The 23,341-nt window shown below is 41.2% G+C and carries 23 protein-coding genes; 7 read left to right on the top strand and 16 right to left on the bottom strand.

Annotation, left to right across the window (positions count from 1 at the left end; translation table 11 throughout):
• Positions 1–7 precede the first annotated feature (7 nt).
• From CYL31_RS10680 to CYL31_RS10655, 6 genes are read right to left on the bottom strand one after another with little or no spacing between them, the layout of a single operon-like run.
• Positions 8–310, bottom strand: a complete 303-nt coding sequence (locus CYL31_RS10680; protein ID WP_212915248.1) for an STAS domain-containing protein — start codon at positions 308–310, stop codon at positions 8–10.
• Positions 311–328: 18 nt separating this feature from the next.
• Entirely contained in the window at positions 329–643 is a 315-nt protein-coding gene (locus tag CYL31_RS10675; protein WP_212915247.1) for a BolA family protein, read from the bottom strand.
• Between the two features lie 11 nt (positions 644–654).
• A complete protein-coding gene (locus CYL31_RS10670; RefSeq protein WP_212915246.1) occupies positions 655–4,071 on the bottom strand; it encodes an SbcC/MukB-like Walker B domain-containing protein in 3,417 nt (1,138 codons plus the stop codon).
• A 9-nt stretch (positions 4,072–4,080) separates the two neighbouring features.
• Positions 4,081–4,728, bottom strand: a complete 648-nt coding sequence (locus CYL31_RS10665; RefSeq protein WP_212915245.1) for a DUF4194 domain-containing protein — start codon at positions 4,726–4,728, stop codon at positions 4,081–4,083.
• The gene (locus tag CYL31_RS10660; RefSeq protein WP_212915244.1) at positions 4,728–6,119 is read right to left on the bottom strand and encodes a Wadjet anti-phage system protein JetA family protein; all 1,392 of its coding nucleotides are present in this window, start codon (positions 6,117–6,119) and stop codon (positions 4,728–4,730) included. Before CYL31_RS10660 ends, CYL31_RS10665 begins: the two co-directional genes overlap by 1 nt.
• Before the next feature lie 39 nt (positions 6,120–6,158).
• Positions 6,159–6,566 (bottom strand): sirohydrochlorin chelatase, encoded by a 408-nt coding sequence (locus CYL31_RS10655; RefSeq protein ID WP_212915243.1) that lies wholly within the window; start codon positions 6,564–6,566, stop codon positions 6,159–6,161.
• Positions 6,567–6,733: 167 nt separating this feature from the next.
• Here CYL31_RS10655 and CYL31_RS10650 point away from each other — a divergent pair, with 167 nt between their 5' ends.
• Entirely contained in the window at positions 6,734–7,615 is an 882-nt protein-coding gene (locus CYL31_RS10650) for a TIGR01777 family oxidoreductase (RefSeq protein WP_212915242.1), read from the top strand.
• 23 nt (positions 7,616–7,638) lie between these two features.
• On the opposite strand, the gene CYL31_RS10645 is transcribed toward CYL31_RS10650, so the two are convergent.
• From CYL31_RS10645 to CYL31_RS10620, 6 genes are all read right to left on the bottom strand, one after another.
• On the bottom strand, positions 7,639–8,154 hold the full coding sequence (locus tag CYL31_RS10645) for a DNA topoisomerase family protein (RefSeq protein WP_212915241.1): 516 nt from the start codon (positions 8,152–8,154) through the stop codon (positions 7,639–7,641).
• Positions 8,155–8,158: 4 nt separating this feature from the next.
• A complete protein-coding gene (locus CYL31_RS10640; RefSeq protein ID WP_249411555.1) occupies positions 8,159–8,527 on the bottom strand; it encodes a hypothetical protein in 369 nt (122 codons plus the stop codon).
• The gene (locus CYL31_RS10635) at positions 8,527–9,264 is read right to left on the bottom strand and encodes an HAD family hydrolase (protein WP_212915239.1); all 738 of its coding nucleotides are present in this window, start codon (positions 9,262–9,264) and stop codon (positions 8,527–8,529) included. Before CYL31_RS10635 ends, CYL31_RS10640 begins: the two co-directional genes overlap by 1 nt.
• A 1-nt stretch (position 9,265) precedes the next feature.
• A complete protein-coding gene (hemH, locus tag CYL31_RS10630; RefSeq protein WP_212915238.1) occupies positions 9,266–10,258 on the bottom strand; it encodes a ferrochelatase in 993 nt (330 codons plus the stop codon).
• 185 nt (positions 10,259–10,443) lie between these two features.
• Positions 10,444–11,247, bottom strand: a complete 804-nt coding sequence (locus CYL31_RS10625) for a sulfite exporter TauE/SafE family protein (RefSeq protein ID WP_212915237.1) — start codon at positions 11,245–11,247, stop codon at positions 10,444–10,446.
• A gap of 105 nt (positions 11,248–11,352) precedes the next feature.
• Positions 11,353–12,288 carry a chemotaxis protein CheV gene (locus CYL31_RS10620; protein ID WP_212915236.1) on the bottom strand — a complete coding sequence of 312 codons (936 nt, stop codon included), beginning with the start codon at positions 12,286–12,288 and terminating at the stop codon, positions 11,353–11,355.
• A gap of 114 nt (positions 12,289–12,402) precedes the next feature.
• Here CYL31_RS10620 and CYL31_RS10615 point away from each other — a divergent pair, with 114 nt between their 5' ends.
• Together CYL31_RS10615 and CYL31_RS10610 are read left to right on the top strand one after the other, a co-directional pair.
• A complete protein-coding gene (locus CYL31_RS10615) occupies positions 12,403–13,587 on the top strand; it encodes an EAL and HDOD domain-containing protein (protein ID WP_212915235.1) in 1,185 nt (394 codons plus the stop codon).
• A complete protein-coding gene (locus tag CYL31_RS10610) occupies positions 13,584–14,360 on the top strand; it encodes a TatD family hydrolase (protein ID WP_212915234.1) in 777 nt (258 codons plus the stop codon). The genes CYL31_RS10615 and CYL31_RS10610 overlap by 4 nt, the downstream gene beginning before the upstream one ends.
• 15 nt (positions 14,361–14,375) lie before the next feature.
• Here CYL31_RS10610 and CYL31_RS10605 read toward each other — a convergent pair whose 3' ends face one another.
• From CYL31_RS10605 to CYL31_RS10595, 3 genes are all read right to left on the bottom strand, one after another.
• Positions 14,376–16,724 carry a DNA polymerase II gene (locus CYL31_RS10605; protein ID WP_212915233.1) on the bottom strand — a complete coding sequence of 783 codons (2,349 nt, stop codon included), beginning with the start codon at positions 16,722–16,724 and terminating at the stop codon, positions 14,376–14,378.
• A gap of 64 nt (positions 16,725–16,788) precedes the next feature.
• Positions 16,789–19,248, bottom strand: coding sequence for an ABC transporter permease (locus CYL31_RS10600; protein ID WP_212915232.1), 2,460 nt, complete (start codon positions 19,246–19,248; stop codon positions 16,789–16,791).
• A complete protein-coding gene (locus tag CYL31_RS10595; protein WP_212915231.1) occupies positions 19,245–19,928 on the bottom strand; it encodes an ABC transporter ATP-binding protein in 684 nt (227 codons plus the stop codon). The genes CYL31_RS10600 and CYL31_RS10595 overlap by 4 nt, the downstream gene beginning before the upstream one ends.
• 26 nt (positions 19,929–19,954) lie before the next feature.
• Here CYL31_RS10595 and CYL31_RS10590 point away from each other — a divergent pair, with 26 nt between their 5' ends.
• From CYL31_RS10590 to CYL31_RS10580, 3 genes are read left to right on the top strand one after another with little or no spacing between them, the layout of a single operon-like run.
• Complete coding sequence (locus CYL31_RS10590; RefSeq protein WP_212915230.1) at positions 19,955–20,584, top strand: arylesterase; 630 nt, start codon at positions 19,955–19,957, stop codon at positions 20,582–20,584.
• A 19-nt stretch (positions 20,585–20,603) separates the two neighbouring features.
• On the top strand, positions 20,604–21,539 hold the full coding sequence (locus CYL31_RS10585) for a D-2-hydroxyacid dehydrogenase (protein WP_212915229.1): 936 nt from the start codon (positions 20,604–20,606) through the stop codon (positions 21,537–21,539).
• Positions 21,539–22,264 (top strand): pseudouridine synthase, encoded by a 726-nt coding sequence (locus tag CYL31_RS10580; RefSeq protein WP_212915228.1) that lies wholly within the window; start codon positions 21,539–21,541, stop codon positions 22,262–22,264. Before CYL31_RS10585 ends, CYL31_RS10580 begins: the two co-directional genes overlap by 1 nt.
• Here CYL31_RS10580 and CYL31_RS10575 read toward each other — a convergent pair.
• Entirely contained in the window at positions 22,236–22,778 is a 543-nt protein-coding gene (locus CYL31_RS10575; protein ID WP_212915227.1) for a GNAT family N-acetyltransferase, read from the bottom strand. The genes CYL31_RS10580 and CYL31_RS10575 overlap by 29 nt on opposite strands.
• A 145-nt stretch (positions 22,779–22,923) precedes the next feature.
• On the opposite strand from CYL31_RS10575, the gene yciH reads away from it, so the two are divergent.
• Entirely contained in the window at positions 22,924–23,268 is a 345-nt protein-coding gene (gene yciH / locus CYL31_RS10570; RefSeq protein ID WP_212915226.1) for a stress response translation initiation inhibitor YciH, read from the top strand.
• Positions 23,269–23,341: the final 73 nt, after the last annotated feature.

The following is a 23,341-nucleotide window of genomic DNA, read 5'->3' as shown; positions in this document are numbered from 1 at the left end:
TTGGCCTTTATTGAATGTCAAAACGTTTATCAAAACGAGATATCATGAGAATGTTTTTAATAAAGGAATTGGCCCCTGATAGCTGAATGTTGCTGTCTGGGTCGATGGCATTGCGCATGCTCAATAACATACCAAGTGCTGCACTATCTAAGTACTCGACCATACTCATATCAACTATATAGGTTTTATAAAGTTTAGTTAGATCGGAGTAGCCCGCTCTAAACTCATTAAATAAAGAGAAATCAAAACTTCCAACAATAGTTATCGTTGCAATATCTTTAGCGTCATCAACAGTGATTGAAATACTCATTAGCTAATCGAGTTAGGGTTATTTGCCCTGCTCGCCTCCGTGGCATTTTGGCGATGAAGGAGCAAGCGCATTGCGCTCGCTCCACTCTTTAATTGAGTATAGATGCATGGCAAGAGCGTGAATCTTTGTCATCTCGTCTTGTAATACAGCATAAACAAGCTGATGGCGTTGAACCAGTCTCTTACCTTCAAAAGCATCGCTCACTAGAACCAGCTTAAAATGTGACTCGCTTCCTGCAGGTACATTATGCATATAACTCTCATTTTCGAGCGTCATATGATGTACATCCAATTTTTCATTGATACGTTGATCTATCTGATTTTGTATGATCATGCCATTCTCTATCAAGCTGGAGTTGCTAAGTTGTCCAATTGTCCATTTAGTAACACTTGGCCTTTTTCTTTCGGGTAAGCTACGTCAATAGATACTGCTCCGCCTTCACGCCACACACTAATGATAGTATCCATATTAGCAGCCATAACAGCACGTTTATCATCTGGCGCTGCAGCGATAACCTGCAAGCCGATGTCTTTCATGAAGCCCATACAAGTAGACGTCTTCACCATGTCTATCTTGTTGAAGGCCTCATCGAACATCGCCAGAGAGAAACCACCAACGATTTCGCCTTCCATGGTTTCATGTAAGCGATAGGTCGTAGACAAAGCCGCAGCAATCGCCAAGTAGAATGGGATTTGATGCTCACCACCAGAACCGGTTTGAATTCGTTGGCTCAGAGTTGTTTTCTTATTACCTTCTGCGTCTAAAATGTCTACTTCGAAGTTATAGAATTTACGATAGTCTGCAAGATCTTGTTGTTTTTCATCGTCAGATATCAGCTCCTGAATCGATGCAATAGCGCGGATATGATCAGGGTCATTGCTTAAATGTGGATCAAATAATCCGCCTACATTAGCTTGATCTTGCGCACTGAAACGTTCAACAAGATCCAAGATGTCTTTCATATCGCCATTTGGATAATAACGGAATTGATAGATTTCTTGGTTGAATGGACGACGCTTTAAGCTGTGGTTCAGCTCGCGAATAATGTGTGCTACCTGGTCAAGAGAGTCTTTCAGCTTAGATACATAGTCAGAACGGAAGGTTTCTTCCGCTTCTTTACGAGCCAGCTCCGCACGCTTAGCGTATTTAGCTAATTCAGTTTCACTCAAAATTTCAATTTGATAAGAAACATAGTGTTCAAACTCTTCAAATTTAGACTCCAAATAATCCAACTGGACATCATTGTCTAAATTTGCATGGTGATATTTGCCATAATGATCCGCCACTTCCTTACGAACCTTCTGATCAAAACTACGCGCTTTTTCACTGGCCTTGTCTGCTCGACTAATGGCTTCTTTATAGATGGCTGCGCCATTTACCATGCTACCCTCTAACAAAGAGTAACGCTCGCTGGCAAATTCAGCATCGTATTTTGGATTTGATGTTAAGCGATTACGTTCTTCATCAAGAGCGGCCAATGCTGAGCTTAGCTGACTTTTCTGTGTATTTAATGCACCAAATTGTTCCGCTATTTGTTGACGCTCTCGATCTAGCTTTTTCTGATCCAGTTCAACATTTGCGATACGGGATTTAAGTTCTTCAATACGTTCTTGTAGTTCCGTGTCGTCATGCTTTTGCAGTTGCGAGATTTCAGCTTCCACCGACTCTAATTCTTGAGTTAAACGCGTAACGGTGTGGCTGGCGTTACCAATACTTTCTGCATCAAATTGGTTGTTTGCCATCACGCGACCAAGCAAAGAATCCGCTTGTTCAAGACGTTGATCTGCCTTGAGGAAATTCATCAAGTCGCCACTTAGACTGGCAAGTTGTTTTTCACGGGATTCACGCATGCCTTCGGTATTGATGCCGACCATCATGTGCGGCACAAAGCGAATCGTAGAGATGGTACCGGCCAGTTTTAACATGCCGTCAGCCGTCATCGCGCTGTCTTCTCGTAGCAGTTCACGCTCAGTGTCTACTGGCTTGATACCACCCAAACGACGATTTAGATAAGCTTGAGCATGGTCATTGTTGCAACGAATAAAACGCAATGCGGAATTATGATCACCACGATTCAACCATAGGCGAGTTTGTGTGGTATCGATAACTCGACATCCCATTAATTGACGTCGATGAGCACGGAATATACGAATCGACTCTTCTGCGTCTTCAGGTTCAACAATTAACGCTTCTCGTTGAGCGCCCAGGTAACCTTCAATAGCATCTTGCCACTTTCTGTCGGTTACTTCAGCTAAATGGCTCAATGGTGTTGCGGTAATATTGGCGTCTTTTAATAATGCAATCAGACGTTTTGTATTTTGAGAAAGTGGGCTTACACCACCCTTCAAAGAAGAAACATCCGATTCTAGTTGTTTGCACTCGTCTTTTAAATTCAGAATCGTACGGTTTAACTCTGAACGCTGACCAAAAACTTGAGATTTCTCTCTGTCTAAAATTGCATTTAAGGCAGCTAATTTTTGAGTTAACGGTTTCAGATTGCCTTCTACGCGCCCTTCTTCCGTGATCAAACCATTGAATGCAGCGAATTCTTTCACCAAGGTATTGGCTTCTTTCGAGAGCAAATCTTCAAAAGAATTCAGCGCCGACAACAACAAGGTTAATTGACGAACTTGCAGGATGGCTTTTTGATCTTGTTGACCCTGTAGAGTGAGTAGCTTTTTATTTTGCTCTAACTGCTGAAGTTTCAAGCCAACATCAGAATGCTCGTACTGTTGCTCAAAACGCAGTAGTTGTCCTTGCAGTTGTTTTAATAAACTACCTTGCGTTGCTAGCTCTTCTTCTATTTCTTCTTCACGCTCTTTTTGAAGCTCGTATTGATCTTGAATGTCGTCTTGTTTACTGCCTAGCTCATCAAAGCGAGCTTCGGTCGCTATCCATTGATAGTTGATTGCGCTTTGCTCTTGCTGGTGCTTTTTCTCACAGTCTTGCTGAATGAGTTTTAAATCATCAATACGCTTGGAGACTTCAAGGGTTTTGGCTTCTAAGTGACGATATTCATTTAGAGATTTTTGATAAGCGCCAACTTGCAATGGGGCTTCTGCTAAAACGAAATCCTGGACAAAGCGCGTTGGTGAGGCAATTGGTACGAACTTCAGAGCATTTTTGAAGTTTTTAAGGAAGCTGTCCAATGTGATCAAATGATCTGGGCTTGGGCTAAGCTCTTCAAGATAGCGGTTTATGTATTGAGTCGCTGACGCGCTGCCTGATTTGATATAAGGATCTAGGCAGACCTTTTTCATCGTTTCACGCACTTCAATCCATGGCTTCGCTTTGTAGCTTTTGCCTTCCATCGCGTCAATAAAATCTGATTTTCTAGCGCCAAAATTGGAAAGTACAAAACGCCCAAGTACATCTTCTTCAGGGGAAGCTAATGATGCACTTAATGCTAAACCTACTGTGGATTCTTTACCTGTAATGCTATCTTCGAAAACCAACGCTAGATAACTTGTTGCATCTTGTCTTGGTTGTGTTCCAAAGGCTTTAGCATTGGCTTGACCTGAGTCGATCATCCCTAATATATAAGAGCGAATGCTACGCCCACTGGCTTTACCATCGTTTGCGCTGGCGTTGTAATTAAGGTGACGCTTACTAGCACCCGTCAGTACAGTTTGAATCGCATCAAGCAAAGAGGATTTACCTGAACCAGTTGGTCCGATAATCGCGGTATTACCACGAATATTAATTTCTTCTGCACCAAGTAGGTACCAATTTACTAATACGATTCGATTTAACTTTTTCATATTTTGGCCCTAGTCTTGATTGGTTTCTTGCGTTGTTTCTGTTTCAGCATCTGAATCGGCAACTTCATCTTCATCTGGATCTGTACCATTGAATGATTCTAACTGTCTTAGATACGCCTCGGTTACGATCAATCTGACCACCGGAGTAATGTTGATCATTTGATTCTTGCTATCTTCTTCATAAGACTTGCCACGAATAACGATGCCATGACGACTAAATAAGGCCAGGATGTCTTTGAAACGAGTTTCATTTGGAATCTCACGCTTAACCAATTGCACGAATCTGTCGAGTATGGTGTGAGTGTTGGTTGCGACAAAGCCATTATCGACTTCGAAGTTTTCTATTTTTTCTTCGTAAATTTGACGAAGAACCAATAAAAATAGCGTCTCGTCGGTTTTCAAACGGACAAAAGCTTCTTTCTGGATTGGTAAAACACCAGCAAGTCGTTCGTTCTCGTTAATGTAGAGTTTCATGCCTAGCGCATCGAATAAGTTATCGAAGTAATCTTGATAAGACTCTAAAAGCAAATAATGCTTACGTTGGCCATGTTTGTAGGCGCTGGCAAATTGATTCGCAATCACAAAGTTTGCTGTCTGTTGGAATTCTTGAGCGTCTTTTCCGGACTCTTCAACGACTTTTTTTAATTCTCTAAGCATTACGCTTTGCTCCTACGCACTACAGTAAATTCCCGACATTCAACGAAGTTATGTACATCCAAATATTCATTAGTAAACTGTACTTCAAATAAATCTTCTATTTTTTTAGCACTCACACCTAGTGAACCGACATAGCGTAAATGGTCAAAACAAACAAAATCTTCTACCGATTCAATGGTGAAATCTAAAATATGTTTACTATCGCCTGAAGCGATTTGTGTATCTAAATAGCTTTGCATTTTTGGAATGGTAACTTGTCGGGCTTCATGGAAGCGACGCTGCTGGTCACGCATTTTAATCGCATCCGCAGACACTTCTGATGGCGTCATGACTCTAGGTGGTGGTGGCTCACGGCGTTTTGTTGGTTGTGCCGCTGAAGCCATACCAACAAAACGAGAGCCAATAACTTCTTTTAAAATAGGCAACTTGTCGTATTTCGCTACATCAGTAACGATACCCGCTATTTTATTGGCCATACCAGGTCTAGAACTGTCCATGTAGCGCGCCGTATCAGCTGCACGTTTTTCCAAACGATAGCGGTATTCATCGATACGCTCTAAGCGCTGCTCTATGTTGCTAAAGGTTTGAATGATGTCACGGCAATCTTTTTCGACCATGGCTTGCGCTTCGCCCATGGTAATCAGTTGCTGATCAACATAGCACTGAGCAACCTGCCCCATGGTTTCTGGGTTGCTTAAAAACTCTTGAGTTAACTCAAGAATTTGGCGTCTAAATCGAAACGGGTTGTTACTGGTTTTGATCGTTTTATAGTCAGCGATCAAGATACCCTCAACGAATAAATCAAAAAAACCTGCCACAATAGCTTTAGGGTCTCGGCTTGCAAACAACTCTCGTTGTAGGCTGCGTATGCCAAGCAATATTTGGTTCAAATGTGCCGAGAAATCCCTAGAAGCTTCCGCTGATTGGCGTAATGTTACGCCTCGCTCTTTGGGATGTTTAGCAACGGATTCTAAATTACTAAGAATGCTCAAGACGGTTGCGCCGTAGTTGCGTTTACCGTGACGACTAATTTCTACTAGAGAGCGAAGCAACATGGAGATTTGCGGTGTCATTAATACACTGACACGATACAACTCCTGCTCTTCAACCAGCCACCCAGTATTAACTAAGCGATGGTAGATTCTTAAAGCATAATCATGGATGGTTTTAGGGGAATCAAAGGATTCTTTTTGATCATCATGCCAAGCAAGCGTATCTAACTTATGCAACGTGTCTTCAATCGACTCGATAATGGTCGATTTGTCTTTTATTGGATCTTCGGCGTGATCATAAAAAACTTCGGCAAGATCATTTAATACAGCTTCAATCAATGCTCTATTAGAGCCGCTTAATGCCTGAAATATTTCATCAGGTAAGTGTCTAAATAGCATTCATCCGGCTCCATGAATTAACGAAAACTAATGGCATGTCTAAACCTTACCTAAATGATTGGCAACGACCGTTTGCATGGCCTGTTTTACTAACGCATCATCTCCAATTGGAGGTAGCAACTCTATGTGCAGTTCGTCTGTTTGCAAGGCTGTTATTTGCGCTGGTACGTCATGTCTTAGATGCCGCCCCACCGCTAAAAATAGTGGCAAAACAGCAACATTACGAACCTCTGTACCAAGCATCGCGACGACATCTTCCAATGATGGTGATGTAAGTTCCATATAAGCCAAACTTACATTGTCTTCACCATAGGTTTGCGACACCTGATGATAGAGTGATTCGAAGGGCTCTTTCCAAAGAGGATCAGGGCTTCCATGAGCGAGAAGTATGATGTGATCGTATTCTTTGCTTAGCATTTTGGTACCTAATGTTTCTCGATTCCCCATTTTAGCCATCCTATGTCAGAAAAAGAAGGTGCAGAGCAAAAAACCTTAAAATCTTCTGACTAAAACAGGCAAAAAAAAGATTATCAGGTAAATTTAGGAAGTTATTGATCCTATTTCATTTTTTATACGTATTACAACCATTATCGCAATACATGGAGCACGATGAAATGAAGGTTTTATTATCTGGAGCAACAGGCTTTATTGGTCAATCTTTACTCAAGGTGTTACTAAAAGATGATCATCAGATTTATGCTTTAGTGCGAAAATTTAATAAGCAACTAGATGCTAGCGTTACCCAACTGACATTGGAGATGTTAGAAACTCTAGACGATAAAATAGATGTGTTCATCAATCTGGCTGGTGAGAATATTGCTAGCCAGCGCTGGACAAAAAAGCGTAAAACGGCGCTCTTTGAAAGTCGCGTGTCTCTAACAAGCAAGATAAAGAATGCATTAAAGCACCCGCCAAAGACTGTCATTTCAATGTCGGCTGTTGGTTATTATGGCGTAGCAAGAAAGGAAACTTTTTATGAAAACACACCACCAAAATCAGGATTTTCTCATGAGCTCTGCGCTGCATGGGAAAGTTCTGCAAAGGCATTTGCGAATTATGATACAAGGGTTGTGATATTTCGCTTAGGGGTTGTATTGGGTATGGGGGGGGCGTTAGAAAAAATGCGCCTACCATTTTTATGCGGTTTAGGTGGGCCTATCGCTGGCGGTGGACAATGGTTTTCGTGGGTACACATAGCCGATGTGTTGAACGCAATTACGAATGCTATGTTTGATGAGTCATATAAAGGGACTTATAACTTGGTAGCGCCGCAACTAATTGAACAAAAACACTTTGCAAAATCCTATGCAGCGTCATTGAAACGCCCTGCTATTTTACCGACACCTAAATGGCCACTGGATCTCATTTTTGGAGAAATGGCGGCTTTATTGACGGAAGGTGCGAAGATAATCCCTCAACAGTTAGAGAAGCAAGGCTTTGAATTTGAATTCGATAATATTGAGGATGCGTTATCGGATATTGCGAAACGTTACTAAAAAATTGACTGTTACTCAGCCTGTCAGCGTTTCTTTTTCAATACCGGTAAGCCTTTGTCATCATTCAAGGTGTTTGTGCAGACCGGGTAAGTAATGCATCCCCAGAAGTAGCCATTCTTACTCTTTTTTCTGACTAAATAGTGCCCACAAGCACGGCAAGGGTATTTTTTTGTACTTGAAGGAACACCGTTGTCATCTTCTACCGTTACTTTGCATTCGGGATAATTAGAGCATCCCCAAAAGGCATTGTCTTTGAATGTTTTTCGTCTTAACGGAGACTGGCAGGCTGGACAAAGATAGCGCTTTGCCCTAACTGGCTTGCCATTTTCATTATTCGCCGTGTAGTTACAGACTGGATAGGATTCACACCCCCAGAATGCGCCATTAGCACCTTCTTTTAAAATCAATAAACTCTCGCATTTTGGACAGCGATAGCGAATTTTAGCTGATTTAATATGAGCATCATCGTCCTGTTCTAGGAACTCTTGTTCCCAGTTACTAGATGATGTTGCGGGGGCTTTGCTGTCTTTTTCCTGCACAAGGCTACTCTTTGGCTTTACTACAAGGTGCACTGTCTTTTTTGCAATCGTCCTGCCCAGCAAGACGGCGAATTTTTGAGGCGCCTTCTCTTGCACCATCTGCGGTTGCTGTACCTGCCTCCTTCATTTTCTCCCAGACAATAGCACCTGTTTCTTTAGTTTTTGTAGATGCCTTACTGCCAAATTCAGACGCTTTCTCACCAAATTCTGATGCTTTTTCTGCGGTAGTATCGGCTATTTCGGATGTTGTGGTTTTGGTTTTTTCCCATATTTTTTGCGCACCATCCTTTGCTTTATCTAGCGTACTTTCTTCAGCCTGAGCCAAGGTGGAAATAAGAATAAGCGAGCAAAAAATTGCTTTTATATGTTTCATCACACTGCCTCTTTGTTTTCAAGCGGTGAAAGATTTAACCAATCAAAAAGTTTAGAAATATCGCTAAGCGCACCAAGTTGCGGGTAACGTAATAGTGTTTCGTCTGTTACTTGTTCGTGGTCCCAAGTACTGTGATAAGGAATATGAAGTGCTTGGGCACCAATATCAAGAACAGGAAGAATATCCGATTTCAAAGAATTACCAATCATCAAAAAATGTTCTGTAGAGATCTTGTGGCGTTGAAGTATTTGTTGATAAGCGTCAGATGTTTTATCACTAACAATTTCAATCGCATCAAAATACTCAGCAATACCTGATCGTGCTAGTTTGCTTTCCTGATCAAGCAAATCTCCCTTAGTGATAACCAATAATCGAAACTGCCCTTTTAGTTGAGACAGTACGTGTTCTATATTAGGCAATAGCTCAACAGGAGAAGCCAGCATGCATTTTGCTAGCTGTATTATCTCATGTATTTCATTGCCAGAGATGCGACCTTCTGTTAATTCAATAGCTGTTTCTATCATCGACAAGGTGAAGCCTTTGATACCATAACCAAAATGCTCTAAATTATTAATCTGCACTTCACCTAAATGAGCACGAATGTAAGCTTCGTCATGATATGGCAGAAGAAGGTTTATAAACTCATCTTGGGCGTGAATGAATATGTCTTCATTTCGCCAGAGTGTATCGTCTGCATCAAAAGCTATTGTTTGAATGTTAGAACGATTCAACGTCATTTTATGTCCATTGTTTAGTGTTTGTCTCTATCAAGTCCACATACAGTGCAACTTGATCCGGTGTATCGTTTAGTGCTGGAATGTAATCAAACGCCAATCCGCCATTGTTTTTAAACTCATCACCTAGTTCTAGGGTCACTTCTTCGAGCGTTTCTATACAATCAATTGAAAAAGCGGGACTGATGATGTTGATTTTCTTTATGCCCATAGAAGGAAGCGCCTTTAAAGTGGCATCAGCATAAGGCTTTAACCATTCTTCACGGCCAAATCTAGACTGATAAACATGAGTCCATTCATGATCACCAAGCTCCAGTTCTTCAGCAACCAGTCGACTTGTTGTTTCACAGCGTCGAGCATAAGGATCGCCATTAGTAACATAACGCTTTGGAATGCCATGGTAAGACAAAACAAGGTGGCGCCTTTCTCCTTGCTTATCCCACTGGGCACGCACAGAATTGGCTAACGCTTGGATGTACATAGGATGATCAGCGTAATCATGAAGCAACTGTAACGAAGGCCAATGAGGGCATTTTTTGAGCGACTTCATTAATCTGTCGTACGCCGCAGCCGTTGTAGTTGCTGAGAATTGTGGGTACATGGGGACGACAATGATATTTTTAACGCCCTGTTCTCTCAATTTGTTCGCCGCGGTTTCGACACTTGGGTTGCCATAAGTCATTGCAAGTTCAACGGGAACGGTTTGCCCTGTTTTTCCTGATAAAGCTGTTTTTACCTTTTCTTTTAATCTCTCGCTTAATACTAAAAGAGGCGAACCTTCATCCATCCAAACTTGCTGGTAAATTTTGGCTACTTTTGGTGGGCGTAGCGTCAGGATAATGAGATTAAGAATTGGCTTCCAAATTAAAGGGTTTAAATCTACAACACGAGAATCAGACAAGAACTCTCTAAGATAACGGCGGACTTCGGGTGTCTGCGGAGCATCTGGTGTCCCCAAGTTCATCATCAATACGCCATAGTCGTTCTTGTTTTTCATGTTATACCTTTTGGTTTGAATTCTTAATGCATTATAAGCCAATAAAATGGGGGCAATAATGAAAATACCAAGCTATTTAAGGCCAGGTATTGTTTAGTTTCGTATCTAAAGGGAAAGATAGTGTCAGTTTTATTGTTTAACTATGAAATATGAGAAGGTAAAGTACCGACCAGCGCGATAGCTCGCTATGTAATCCATATGCGAATCAATGAGCAGGTAATAAAAACAACAAAGCTGATAGATAAGACACTCTTGTCCAAGTCATTACCTAGATTGCGACTTAGCCAGTAAAAGAAAAAATGACTGAATGACAAAATCATCATGGAAGGCAAATGTACCGCACCAGCAAATCCTGCCATATTCATGTGATCAAATGTCTGCGCTGGATAAATAAAACCGACCAATGCTGCAATAGAAGCAAAAACAACAAAGCCATCGGATGTGCCTTGATGTTGTTTCTGATCTACTTTTTTTAATGAGCATAGCAAACTGGCAAGCACTCGACCGCAATTACCTGATAGAAGAGACAAAACCCCAACAAATAAGCCAATGGGTAAATGAGCTAATTTCCCTATTTTTACAGTGTTAATGCTTCTTAGCTGTGGTCGGAAGACAATATTCAAAACAGTAATTAATGATATCAATGAGAAAGCAATTTTGAATACGAGCAAGCTACTTAGAGACAATAGCTGCGCTCCTATCACCCCACCCATAGCAATACCTGGAGCGAAGTTAATTAGGTGCTGGGAGTCAACTTCTGCTTTCTTCATTGACGTTATCCAAGCGTAAAGATGCGTTGGAATAAACGCAGCAATGCAGGTTGCAATGGCAGGAAGCATAAGATCTTGAAAAGAGAAATTAAAAACGGGTAAGAAAAAATATAAAGCTGGAATGGCAATAAGTGATGGCGCTATTTTTATAACGGAAGTAGCTGACCCTGTTGCTGCGCCAATGAAAAGTAGTAAAAAAAACATTTCGATAGTTGGCATAAGATCCAAACAACTCCTTTAGCCACGACTCTCTAGCCATGAGTAAGACAACAAAAAAGCAGGCACTGGCCTGCTTATTTAGTACACTAAACTTGTGCTAAATTATTACTCTTGTTCAACAACGCTACGCATGCGATCCTGAATCAATGTTGCTAATTTATCAGGTTGGAATTTTGATAAGAAATCATCACAGCCCACCTTTTGCACCATTGCTTTATTGAAGCTACCACTGAGTGATGTATGCAAAACGATATAAAGATCTTTTAGTCTAGGGTCTTCACGTACTTCGCGAGTTAAACGATATCCATCCATTTCAGGCATTTCTGCGTCGGTGATCATCATCAGGAGTTTTTCTGGAACAATTTCCCCCCCATCAGCCCACTTTTTAAGGGTCTCTAAACCACGCTTACCGTTGGTTGCCTCATGTACTTTTATCCCCAGAAAGTCTAATGTGGAGCGACATTGAGCCAGAGCAACCGATGAGTCATCCACAATTAAAACCTCTAAACCTTTTGCAAGGGATAATAAGTCTTTATCAATGACATGATCACTGATACTACCGTCATAAGGTGAAATTTCGGCCAAGACTTTTTCAACGTCAATAATCTCAACAATGCGGTCATTAACTCTAGTTATCGCGGTTAGATAATGCTGACGCCCTGTACCATCTGGTGGAGGCAAGATTTCATTCCAATTCATATTGATAATACGATCTACTTCACCAACCATAAATCCTTGAACGGTATTATTGTATTCGGTCACAATTAAATTACATGGCTGAGTACGGTCAATCGGTCTCATGCCAATAGATTCAGACAGGTCGATAACAGGAACCGTCCTACCACGAAAGTGTGTAACACCAGCCACAGACGGGTGTCTATGCGGCATCAAGTTCAACTTAGGCAGCATGACTACCTCTTGAACTTTAAAAACGTTTATTGCAAACATTTGCATTCCACCAAGGCGGAACATTAAAAGTTCCAAGCGGTTTTCACCCACTAACTTGGTTCTTTGGTCTACAGCGTCTAGCATGCTTGCCATATATTACTCCAAACATTTTTAAATTAAGGCATTAATCCATTATAACCATGATATTCTATAAGGCTAAATCTTACAGTATTTTTTTGTGTTCACTATTTCTTACAAGGACTCTTAATGAAGGACGACGACGTACTTTTTTGCCGTAAAGCGGTTGTAAATCGACTCTCAGAAACAATCGCTTATTACATACTGCATCCAAGTATTGAAGAACAAGGTCACGACGCTTCTTTTTTAAGCTCCTTGTTTGTCGATGTCAATCTTACTGAAATTACACAGCAAAAAACTATATTTTTTCGCACTAGCTTAGTCGAACTGGCCGCCCTTCCACTACCAACAAATATCCATATGGTGATTTTTTTAAATGCCAATGAATTGGCTGAAAAGCATCTTGAAACATTATCTGAGTTTCGTCTACAAGGCTACCAACTTGGCATTATAAATCCTAACCCTGAAAAATTTTCTGCTGATTTATTCAGTATTTTTTCTTACGTGCTATTTTCATTAAACCATCTATCTATTGATGATGTTGTTGCCCGCATTAAACATCCAGTTTTATCTTCGAAAACCCTTTGGGTGAATAAAGTTGAAAAGGCGGAACAATTTATGCGGCTCTTAGAAAGTGTCCCCGAGGGACAATTTAGTGGAAACTTTATCAATAAAGCGACGTCAGTCAAAGGTAAGCGGATTTTAGCGCATAAAGCCATTTTAATTGATTTATTAGTGGCATTGAATGACCGTGAATCCTCACCTCGAGTGTTGGCTGAATATATTGAACGAGATCCAACGCTCACCTATCGAATCATTAAACTTACACATTCAGTGATTTATCGCAGTCAATTTAATGTCTCTAATGCTCAGCGAGCTATCGAAATAATTGGCGTTAGAGATCTTATTAAATGGGTTGGACTCGTTATGTTAGGCAGCGTATCAGGTAAGCCTGATTGTTTGTTTTCGATGGCGGTTTCTCGCGCTTGCTTTTGCCAAGGTCTTTCTGCCGCGCTGTTTCCTAAATTAGATGGTGCTTTTTTAGTAGGACTTTTTTCCTACCTACCTAGTTTCCTAGATGAAGATCTGCTGACGCTTTTGAAAGATTTACCGCTCGATGAAAATATTAAAACAGCGTTATTAGAATACAAGGGGAATCTGGGCAGTGTTTTAAAAATAGTGATTGCATATGAAGCAGGCCGTTGGGAAAAGATTCCTTTTGATCACCTAGAAAGTAAAAACTTATCAAAACAATCATTGAAAGACCTTTATATACAAAGCTTAAAAGAGGCCCGTCAGATGGGAGTAGTATGATAGATATCGGCGTAAATATTAATCATCGTTTTTTTCTAGACGATTTAGATAAAACACTTAAAGACATGCAAGACGTTGGCGTGAATGGCATGATTTGCATTGCATCTGACTTAGAAGAAAGTAAAAAAATCCAGCTCTTGAGTAAGCGTTATTCGGCACTATGGAATACCTTAGGTTGCCATCCTCACCAAGCAAAAACATGGAATACAGAAAGTAAAGCTCAGGTTTCCGCTCTTATCCAAGAAGCGAAGCCAGTTGCCATTGGTGAGACCGGGCTTGATTTTAATCGTAACTACTCAACGCCAAAAGAACAATTTTATGCATTTAGTGAGCAAATAGAATTAGCAACTGAACACCAGCTGCCCTTATATCTCCATGAAAGAGATGCTCATATGGAAATGGTAGACATACTAAAACAGCATCCTGATTTGGCGCAAACGTCTGTGATTCATTGTTTTACCGGAAGTCGAGCTGAGTTAGATCGGTATTTAGAACTAGGGTTGTTCATTGGTATTACTGGCTGGGTGTGTGATGAGCGTCGAGGTGCAGACTTACAAGCTTCCATCCCTCATATTCCACTGGATAGATTGCTTCTTGAAACCGATGCGCCTTATCTATTGCCGCGTAATATCCGACCGAGACCTAAGAAGAATCACCCTAAATATTTGCCTTGGGTGGCTCAAGAAGTTGCAAAATTAAAAGGCATCTCCGTAGAAGAGCTAGTCCAAATAACTATCGACAACACAAAAACTGTATTCGGAATTCGAGCTTAACCCCTCAACTAAAAACTACAGTAAAGAGATTTGCTGCGACAGTAAGCTTGCCATACTAGTTTTAAAAAAAGGCAGGATACTGTCGGCGATGGGCTCTATCTGCTTTTCGATGTAATGCTCGTAATCCAAATCGATCAAATCTTCAGCACTTTCATATGGCACGACACCAGAACGCTGATAAAGGTAATAAACACGCTTTCTACCTTTGTTGTATTCTAAGGGAAGTCCCTGTTCTGCTCTTTTTTGATCAATCATCGCCGCCGCTCTGACATGAGGCGGCTTATTTTTAGTGTAGGAAGACAGCGGTCGACTCAACTGTTTGCTGTAAACCAATTGGTCGTCATAGTCACCCGCTCTAAGTTTTGTAATGGTCTCTTGAATATAAGTTATTGGATTTTCATCACCAAATACTTTCTCAAACAAAGTTCTTTGAAATTGTCTTGCTAAAGGCGTCCAATCGGTTCTGGCCGCTTCCAAACCTTTAAATACCAGTTCGCCCTTTGATTTTCCTGCATAACGTTTTTTGCTGCCTTCTTCTTGCCCACGTATAGTTGGCATGAAGAAACGCTCGTAAACCCGTTCAAATTCAAGCTCTAAGTGTGAGTCAAGCTGAGCGTACTCTTGGCACCAATTTGATAGGCAAGCGTTAATCTCATCGCGCAACTGTTCACCTTGTTTTTGAGGATCTTCTACTCCGCTGTTAAGCGTAACAAAGAGAGAGTCTGTATCGCCATATATCACTCTAGCGCCACGCTCCTCCATCCAAGTCTGAGTTCTGCCTAACAACTCATGACCACGCATGGTAATAGAGCTTGCCAATTCGGCATGATAAAAGCGACAAACGTTTGACCCCAGCACACCGTAAAAAGAATTCATAATGATTTTAATAGCGTAGCTCAAAATGCCATTACCTACTCTTTTGGCTTCTTCTCTTGCATGAGCAAGTTCACCGACTAATGAGGGCAAAATAGCTTGTTGGCGATCAAAACGAGCACCCAAAAAACCAGGAACGAGCTGTTCTGCTGGTGTTTTATCCTTAAATAAAGGCGCTGAGTGTTGGGCTGTTATACGGGCTAAAGGATCAACGTGAAAGGTTCGAATAATACTGGGATACAAACTTTTAAAATCGAATACCAATACATTTTTATACAGCCCAGGTATTGATGACATAACAAAACCACCAGGGCTAGCAACAAAGTCATCGTCATTCCAAGCAGGTGCAACCCAACCAGCTGAATGCAATCGAGGTAAATAGAGGTTTTCGAAGGCCGCGACTGAACCGCCTGTTTGTTCGAACGGAATACCAGTTAAATCGACGCGTGTTTGCTGTAACTCTATGAGCTTGAGTTTTTCAAAAATGCGCATAACAAGATCGCAGTCTTGAAGATTGTAGGCAACAAAGGCATTGAGATCTTCTTTGTGCAGTCTTTCTATTTCTTGCCAGCGTTCGCTGCCATGCAATAGTTTGCCATCATCAAGGATTTCTTTACTGACGTTATTTAGACTATAAGACTCAAAGTGATAACCGCCCACTTTCAATAAAGTAATGCCGTCTAACGCCACTCGTCCGGGAATGCTTGCAAAGTACTTGCCTTGGTTATCTGATGAGCGGATATTCCAATTTTCACCATTAACACCAAATGCTGGACGAATCCCTAAAATCTGACAGCGCTGGTCAATAAATTGCAAATCAAAGCCGATTAAATTCCAACCAATGAAAATGTCTGGTGAATACTTTTTCACATAACGAATAAACGCCAGTAATAAGCTTTTTTCATCACTGAACCGACGAATGATTGAAGACGTGGTTTCTTGGTCGGTGACAACAAAAGCGACACGCAGATCACGTGACGTAATACCAATAGACAGTAATGTATTGGTTGAAACGGATGTTTCGATATCTAGTGACCAGACATTCCAATCTGGTTGCCAATCGCCAGCGATCACCCTAGCTTGGCGAAATGTTTGATAGCTTGAATCAGGGACGCCAATAAAACGCACAGCACCGCGAATGTTTCGCTCCATCAAATATCGATTATGAGCCTTAATATCTTCTTCAAAAACAGAGAAGCCATTACGTTTCACCAAGCTAATCATCTGCTGGTGGAGCGCCAGACTAGTACTTTGAACCAACACAACTGGCTCGTTATTAAATGACTTCAATGCGGATTCGGAACACTGTACGCCCGTTACGTCGGCTGGAAGACTATCAAGCGGGGCATCGGTGAAAAATACGCTAAGCTGCCTATCCGGAAGGACTTTTACCGTTCCTTCCGGCGTTTTTATAAAAAGGCTCATTTCAATGTGGCCGCTAACATCTCGTGTATGACGGCTCACAATATAGCCAGTTCTTTCTACAAACATCTAAACAGCCTAGTATTTTAAAAGTGCTTATTCTATTAAAAAAACCTTATGCAGCGTATTTTAATTACAACCCACGCAGTAAAAGCATGGGTGGCACTTTTAGCACAGTCCTACTAGCAAATATACCAATCGTTGAGATAACAACAACACCTATGGTTGGCCCTAACAACCATAATAATGGATGAAAACTCGCCTCGGCATTGAATACAAAAACCTGCAAGCCTAATAAGCAGGTTTCTGCGCCTATGGTAGCAATGAGTCCTGCAAAGAATCCAAGGGCGCCAAATTCAACCAACAGTGCCTGTCGTACTAACGCACCTCTCGCTCCCAGTACTCGCAATAACGCGCCTTCTTCTAAACGTTCTTCTAATGTTGAGCGTACGCTGGCCAATAACACCAAAGCGCCAGCACTTAGTATACAAAACAACACTAATTGAATAGCTTGAGACAGCTGCCCTATTATGGTCTGGATTTGTTTTAAAATATCGCCCACATTCAAGATAGAAACCGTAGGGAAAGTCGCCATAGCTCGATAAAAAGATTGTGCTTGGGTATCATCCACAAACAAGCTGCTAACAAAGTTGGCAGGATAATCCTCTAATGCACTCTTAGGTAGAATTAAATAGAAGTTAGGTTGCATTGACCCCCAATCAACAGTACGAACGGACGTAATTGGCAAGGTGACAATATTGCCACCAATATTGATAGTCAGCTTGTCACCTATGTCTAAGTTAGCTTCCTTAGCAACTCGTTGCTCAATCGATAGGCCTTCTGCTGCGAAATCCCCTTCGACAAGTTCATTGCCCTTACCAAGAGAGTCTGACCAAGTTAAGTTTAGCTCTCGTTCATAAAGCTCAGGCTCGCCCTTTTCTTCAGGATAAAGGGATTGTACTGTTTCATCGTTCACTGCTGTTACTCGACCACGTACCATGGGATACCAATCGGATTTTTTGAGACCTAGTTGAGTTGTCTGATCATTAATTTGTTCAATTTGCTCAGCTTGTACATTAAATAAATAATGGTTTGGAGCGTCTTCTGGAAGCTGTTGCTGCCAGTCAGCAATCAAGCTTGACTTCACGCCAATCAGAATCAAAGTTAGCATGATAATTAGTGTGAAAACCAACAACTGAAATAGATTTGGTATCAACCTTCTGTATAACGAAGCAAGACCTATTTGCCAACCGCTGGTGGCTCCTGACGTCAACGAACGGCCAAGTTTAAAGGCCAACCAACCAATAGCAGCAACAAACAGTGCAATGCCCAAAATGGCAGCAGTCATAATGCTTGGAAGCAAAAAGCCATTGGTGTACAAGCACATCAGCCCAAACATACCGATGAAGCCAATCGCATAAATCGCAAAGCTATTGAGTTCAATTTTGGTGTTAGGTTGTAACACTGATAAAGGCGAAATCTTAATAAGGTGTGACATTAGTGGCAGACAAAAAACCACCATAGATATCATCCCTGTCGCGGCACCTAGCCATAAACGACTGATGGATGGTTCTGGTAATGTGGTTGACATTAGCCCAGACAGCAGAGAAGCAATAATTTCTTGCATTCCCCAACCAATACCCAAGCCAATCATGGCGCCGACAATAAACAACGCGAATAGTTGTAGAAAGAACAACTTGCCCAATAATTTCGGTGTTGCACCAAGTGTTTTTAAAATGGCGACTTGCATCAAATGGCGTTTTACAAATCGAGCGGAAGCCAGTGCCATGGCAACGCCAGACATAACAACAGCTAAAGTGCCAGCAAGTAATAAAAAGGACTCTGCACGGCCAATGGTGTCACCGATACGCTCCCCGCGCTGTGTTGGTGTTTGCCAACGCTGGCCTTCATTTAATTGTGGGGTAATCCAATTTTCATACTCGTCAAGCGAGGCTCTATCTCCTGCAAGTAAAAGGGAGTAGCGTACTCGACTACCAGGAATAATTACGTTGGTTGCCGCTAGATCTGCCATATTCATTACAGCACGGGGCGATATTGCAAAAGCGGAAGTGCTGGAACCTGGGTCTCTCACCAAATATTTGGTTACTTTAAGCTTAGCATCGCCTACTTCAACCTGATCACCAAGGCTAATTTTAAGCAAGCTAGCCAAGCGTGACGACACCCAAACCTCACCTTGTTTTGGCGTTTCGGTCGAACGCTGACCGGCACCAAATAAAACATCATCGACCAGATAAGCACCTTTTAAAGGGTAGCCATCACTAACCGCACTTAATTGCGAAAGCTGAAGCGAGTCACCTGCGAACATCATGGTGGTAAAAGAGGTTCTTTGCGCGGTTTGCAAAGAAAGCTCATTTGCCTGTGCTTCCCATTCTGCTGGAATAATATCATCTGAGCGGATTAAACGATCCGCGGCTAATAGATTGGCAGACTCTTGCTCAAAAGATAATTGCAAGCGGTCAATAAATAAACCTATTGATGTGACCGTGCTCACTGAAATAACCAAGGCCAATAGAAGAGTGAACAAGTCACCACTACGAATATCTCGGAACATTAAGCGAAAGGCAAAACTCATAAGGATTTTTCCGTTAGCTGACCTGCAGACATGACCAATTGACGGTCGCACATTTTGGCAAGCTCATTATCATGAGTCACCATCACCAACGTTGTTCCTTGGGATTGGTTAAGGTCGAACAACAACTTGATAATAAGTTTACCATTTTCTTCATCAAGGTTGCCTGTAGGCTCGTCCGCGAACAGTATTTTTGGGTTGGAAGCAAAGGCTCGAGCAATGGCGACACGTTGCTGTTCACCACCTGAGAGCTGATTTGGGTAATGGGTTAAGCGGTGTGACAAGCCAACCTTTTCAAGTAGAGCTTCCGCTTTTTTGCGCGCATCTTTATCGCCTTTTAGCTCAGCAGGCAACATGACATTTTCAATGGCTTGAAGACTTGGCAAAAGATGGAATGATTGAAAAACAAAGCCAACGTATTGGCCACGAACAAGTGCCCTTTGCTCTTCTGATTGACTAGAAAACTCTTGATCATAAAGAAAAATATCACCGGACGTATTTACATCTAATCCAGCTAGCAAACCTAATAAAGTAGACTTGCCAGAGCCAGATGAACCGACAATGGCCACGGACTCACTTTCCTTGATTTCCATATTGATTCCTTTCAATATGGTTAAATTCCCTGTATTCGACGTCACTGTATGAGTTAAATTAGATACTTTAATCGCGGTGTTTCTAGCCATGATGATTCACTCTAAAAAGGTTTGATATGTTTTTAAAAAAGCAATTAATACAACTATGTACAATAATCACGCTGCTATTCATTAGTTCATTCGTTTCAGCTTCTACTTTACTCGTTATGGGTGATAGTCTCAGTGCGGCGTATAACTTACGACAACAAGATGGCTGGGTTAGTTTACTGAAAAATCAACTTTCTCAATCGCACCCTGAAATACAGGTTATAAATGCCAGTGTTAGCGGAGAAACAACACAAGGTGGCCTATCTCGTTTTAATGATCTTTTAGCTACCCATAAACCAGATATAGTGGTGTTAGAGCTTGGTGCTAATGATGCATTACGTGGTTACCCTTTAGATCAGACCACACTTAATTTGGAAAAAATGATTGAGCAAGCTCAAAAAAGTGGCGCCGTGGTGTTATTAATTGGTAACCAGATTCCGCAAAATTACGGTAAACGCTATACGCAAATGTTCTTTAATTTGTACAAAGACATTGCGAGCAAGTACAGCCTCGCCTACCTCCCCTTTATGCTTGAAAATGTCGCCCTAAACAAAGATCTAATGCAAAGCGATGGCTTGCATCCTAATAAAGCAGGTCAACCAATCGTATTGCAAAATATACTGCCACATTTGCAGCCACTATTAGACAATATTAAGTAGAAAAAATAAGGAAGGTTCAATGAAAGCGGTTTTCTTAGATAGAGGATCATTCCCTGCGCAGATAAATATTCAATTGCCCGTTCAAATTAGTGATGTGGTGACATATGAAAACACGCCACTTGAACTCGTGGCAGAGCGCATTAAAGATGCAAATATCGTGTTGACCAATAAAGTGATGGTTGACGCTACTGCGATCAATGGCGCGGCGGATTTAAAACTCGTGCAAGTCATGGCGACAGGTATGAATAACGTAGATCTAGAAGCCTGTAAGAAGAAAAACATTACCGTCCAAAATGTGACCGATTACTCAACAATAAGTGTGCCTGAACATACCTTTGCTATGTTGCTAGCACTTAGAAGAAATCTAGCATCTTATTTAGATGCGGTAAAAACTGGACGATGGGCATCTTCTGAATATTTTTGTTTTCTAGATTATTCTATCAAAGATTTATCTGGCTCGACTATGGCCATTGTAGGAGGCGGCACATTAGGCAAAAAAGTCGCTGGCATTGCTCTGGCTTTCGGAATGAAGGTGGTCTTTGCTGATCGCAAAGGAGCGATAAACACTAGATCTGGTTACATCAAGTTTGAAGAGGCCTTACAGCTCGCGGATGTCATCAGTATCAATTGCCCGCTGACACCAGAAACAAAAGATCTAATTAGTGACGCTGAGTTTTCGTTAATGAAACAGAGTTGTCTACTACTAAATATTAGCCGCGGTGGTATTGTAGATGAGCATGCACTAGTTCGAGCTTTCAAAAATAACGTCATTGCAGGCGCTGCTTTTGATGTTTCAACACAAGAGCCTATGCCACTAGATCATCCACTTCAAATGCTTACTAAACAGCCAAATTTTTTGCTGACGCCACACATTGCTTGGGCCAGTGATGAAGCAATGCAAACTTTGGTGGACATGGCAATGAATAAAGTAACTTCTTTTATAGATAAACCTTAATGACTTTAAATATTTTATTTCAAGACGAACACTTGGTTGCCGTCAACAAACCTGCAGGTCTGCTTGTGCATAGAACTCATTTGGCCAAAGATGAGGAAGACGCTGTAGTTCAAAGGTTAAGAGATCAAACTGGGAGATGGGTCTTCCCTGTTCATCGGCTTGATCGCGGAACGTCCGGGGTATTGGTGATGGCATTTAGCCCTGAAGTAGCAAGGCATCTTGCTATTCAATTTTCAGAGTCTAAAACACGGAAAACTTATCATTGTTTAGTGCGTGGATATTGTGAAGAATCAGGTGTGATTGATTACCCTCTTGCGAAGCTTAATGAGCAAAAAGGTCGATCTCGTTTTAAAATTGAAGGCACAGAAAGGGAGGCTGTAACAAGCTTTACTCGATTAAAGCAGTTTCAACTTCCTTTTCCTGTAAGTCGTTATGACAGTATGCGTTTAAGCTGGCTAGAAGTTACCCCAAAGCAAGGCAGAAAGCATCAAATTCGCCGACATTTCAAGCATCATTTGAATCCTCTAGTTGGTGATTCTTGTTATGGTTGCCGTCACATTAATAAAGTTGTCAAAGAAATTTGGCCAGAGGATTTTAGATTGATGCTGCATGCTTCATGTCTTGAATTTACTCACCCTATAAGCGAGCAAATCATTACCTTAAAAGCCGATTTTAGTGACGAAATGACTAATATTCTTAACAAACTTGAATGTTATCTAACCTAGCTATTTTATAGTAAGAGTCTTCTGTGACTGACCAGCGGAACACCCAGCAGTCATGGATTTCGGGGGCTAAATTTATCGCATTTTTTTGTATTTCATTCACTTCAAAACCACAAGAAAGCAGCACTTTCATTGAAGCTTTATTGTGGTCTGCCACTTGCGCATATACTTCTTTGACGCCGTTGCTCGCCCAAAGAAGTAATAAGTGTTTTAGCACGTATTGAGCAATACCTTGATTAGTGAAATTCTTAGCAATCCGATAAGAGACTTCTATTGATTCGCTGTTTAATAATTGTCCATTAAATCGTCCAATTAAGACATCATTAGGTAGGCAGACCAAATATTGTAAATTCTTTAATTTACTTCTGAGTAAGCTTTTGAAGTACATCTCCGTTTGTTGCTGTAATACTTGATTCGGTAAGAATTGCGAAAACCATCCTCTGTTACGAAACTCAAAGAGCAAAATACTCCTAAGGTCTGCTTCAGTTGCTTGTCGAATTTTAAGTATTTTCTTCATATCAAACACGTACTGTAAACTGGTGATATCGTTAGCTTAGTGTAGATTTTCACTAAATGCCGAATTTAGCATTATTTATCTGATTCGCTTTTATTGAAATGATAAAATACTTAATTTCAACGGATGTTAGAGGTTGTGAGAACCCATGAAGAATCGAAACTTAGTCTATTCAACGGATCAAGGTCGACTTTGTCCCGTATGCGAGCACCCTGTTTCTGGGTGTGAATGCAAAAATGAGAACGTTGTTGGTAACGGAAAAGTCTTGATTGCCCTCGAAACCAAAGGTCGTAAAGGTAAAGGCGTTACTGTTATTACTGGCCTTCCGCTTGCTGAAGAAGCACTAAAAGTATTGGGTAAAAAATTAAAAACTCAGTGCGGTACCGGTGGCGCTGTAAAGGATGGTCAGATTGAGATACAAGGAGATAACCGACAAAAAGTCAAAGAGTTACTTGAAAAAGAAGGTTTTTCTAGTAAATTTACCGGTGGCTAATGGCTATTATAAATTATTAGTCTTACTATATTCCTGTTTTCAATAATGAAAAAACATACTAAGTCATTATAAA

Source organism: Marinomonas sp. A3A (assembly GCF_018336955.1).
GTDB classification, from domain to species: Bacteria; Pseudomonadota; Gammaproteobacteria; order Pseudomonadales; family Marinomonadaceae; genus Marinomonas; species Marinomonas lutimaris.
The sequence above is the reverse complement of the archived record's forward strand: the minus strand, read 5'-3'. Positions and strand labels throughout refer to the sequence as shown.

Coding starts and splice junctions, on each gene's coding strand:
- CYL31_RS10680 (WP_212915248.1), bottom strand. CDS start 310: ATGAGTATTTCAATCACTGTTGATGACGCTAAAGATATTGCAACGATA.
- CYL31_RS10675 (WP_212915247.1), bottom strand. CDS start 643: ATGATCATACAAAATCAGATAGATCAACGTATCAATGAAAAATTGGAT.
- CYL31_RS10670 (WP_212915246.1), bottom strand. CDS start 4,071: ATGAAAAAGTTAAATCGAATCGTATTAGTAAATTGGTACCTACTTGGT.
- CYL31_RS10665 (WP_212915245.1), bottom strand. CDS start 4,728: ATGCTTAGAGAATTAAAAAAAGTCGTTGAAGAGTCCGGAAAAGACGCT.
- CYL31_RS10660 (WP_212915244.1), bottom strand. CDS start 6,119: ATGCTATTTAGACACTTACCTGATGAAATATTTCAGGCATTAAGCGGC.
- CYL31_RS10655 (WP_212915243.1), bottom strand. CDS start 6,566: ATGGGGAATCGAGAAACATTAGGTACCAAAATGCTAAGCAAAGAATAC.
- CYL31_RS10650 (WP_212915242.1), top strand. CDS start 6,734: ATGAAGGTTTTATTATCTGGAGCAACAGGCTTTATTGGTCAATCTTTA.
- CYL31_RS10640 (WP_249411555.1), bottom strand. CDS start 8,527: ATGAAACATATAAAAGCAATTTTTTGCTCGCTTATTCTTATTTCCACC.
- CYL31_RS10635 (WP_212915239.1), bottom strand. CDS start 9,264: ATGACGTTGAATCGTTCTAACATTCAAACAATAGCTTTTGATGCAGAC.
- hemH (WP_212915238.1), bottom strand. CDS start 10,258: ATGAAAAACAAGAACGACTATGGCGTATTGATGATGAACTTGGGGACA.
- CYL31_RS10625 (WP_212915237.1), bottom strand. CDS start 11,247: ATGCCAACTATCGAAATGTTTTTTTTACTACTTTTCATTGGCGCAGCA.
- CYL31_RS10620 (WP_212915236.1), bottom strand. CDS start 12,288: ATGGCAAGCATGCTAGACGCTGTAGACCAAAGAACCAAGTTAGTGGGT.
- CYL31_RS10615 (WP_212915235.1), top strand. CDS start 12,403: ATGAAGGACGACGACGTACTTTTTTGCCGTAAAGCGGTTGTAAATCGA.
- CYL31_RS10610 (WP_212915234.1), top strand. CDS start 13,584: ATGATAGATATCGGCGTAAATATTAATCATCGTTTTTTTCTAGACGAT.
- CYL31_RS10605 (WP_212915233.1), bottom strand. CDS start 16,724: ATGTTTGTAGAAAGAACTGGCTATATTGTGAGCCGTCATACACGAGAT.
- CYL31_RS10600 (WP_212915232.1), bottom strand. CDS start 19,248: ATGAGTTTTGCCTTTCGCTTAATGTTCCGAGATATTCGTAGTGGTGAC.
- CYL31_RS10595 (WP_212915231.1), bottom strand. CDS start 19,928: ATGGCTAGAAACACCGCGATTAAAGTATCTAATTTAACTCATACAGTG.
- CYL31_RS10590 (WP_212915230.1), top strand. CDS start 19,955: ATGTTTTTAAAAAAGCAATTAATACAACTATGTACAATAATCACGCTG.
- CYL31_RS10585 (WP_212915229.1), top strand. CDS start 20,604: ATGAAAGCGGTTTTCTTAGATAGAGGATCATTCCCTGCGCAGATAAAT.
- CYL31_RS10580 (WP_212915228.1), top strand. CDS start 21,539: ATGACTTTAAATATTTTATTTCAAGACGAACACTTGGTTGCCGTCAAC.
- CYL31_RS10575 (WP_212915227.1), bottom strand. CDS start 22,778: ATGAAGAAAATACTTAAAATTCGACAAGCAACTGAAGCAGACCTTAGG.
- yciH (WP_212915226.1), top strand. CDS start 22,924: ATGAAGAATCGAAACTTAGTCTATTCAACGGATCAAGGTCGACTTTGT.